Origin of the sequence: Sulfoacidibacillus thermotolerans (assembly GCF_003144315.1) — a bacterium.
GTDB classification, from domain to species: domain Bacteria; phylum Bacillota; class Bacilli; order Alicyclobacillales; family SLC66; genus Sulfoacidibacillus; species Sulfoacidibacillus thermotolerans.
This window is the reverse complement of the sequence record NZ_MPDK01000103.1, coordinates 1-648: the sequence shown is the minus strand read 5'-3', so window position 1 is coordinate 648 and position 648 is coordinate 1. Positions and strand designations below refer to the sequence as shown.

Sequence of the window (648 nt, the reverse complement as noted above, 5' to 3'; positions counted from 1 at the left end):
TTCCACTCGCCCTGTCCCTCTTAGCAAAAGAATGAGAGCGCAGTCGCCAATCAGTAGGCGAAACCCCTATGGAAATGATTCGAATGCGTCAAGAGGGGAAGGATCATCACTTGACGGACACGGAGATTTCGAGGCATCGAAGGGGGAAACTTCGTTTTCTCAGCAACCATCTCGTTCGCTGAACAAAGTGGCGCGCTTTGATTCGGACGATCCAGAAGATACACCGTGGGAAAACGCCCCCGTGTCCCCGTTACCCTCTTCTCCGTCTCGCGGGGGTTCCTCTTGGCTGTCTCACCAGCCAACTGATCAAGAGACGCAAAAAAATGAATCTCCAATTTTGGAACGGATAAAAGGTGCGCAAAAGAACGAAATAAGGGAAGAGCAAGAATGGATACACAATGATACGAGTGAAAGCGAAGAACCTGAAGTGAATGAAAAGAAACGTGCGTATGAGGATGCGTTGCGTGAAATCCCTCATCAAGCAAAAGAATTGCGTGGACAAAACTGGAATCAAAAAACTTCCCGCGTGAGAAAAGTAGCAGAGAGGGGAACGAAAGCGGCTTATTTTGCTTCAAAGAAACTTGCTCCCCTTGCAATTAAAAGCACAAAGCGGCTTGCGCGATCCCCTGCAACTGCTTCGGAGTTAGC

General features: G+C 48.8%; 1 protein-coding gene. It reads left to right on the top strand.

The window, feature by feature from the left end; all coding sequences use genetic code 11:
* Positions 1–187: 187 nt before the first annotated feature.
* Positions 188–648, top strand: a 461-nt coding sequence (locus BM613_RS14665) for a hypothetical protein (RefSeq protein ID WP_146192864.1), incomplete at its 3' end; no start/stop codon positions are given.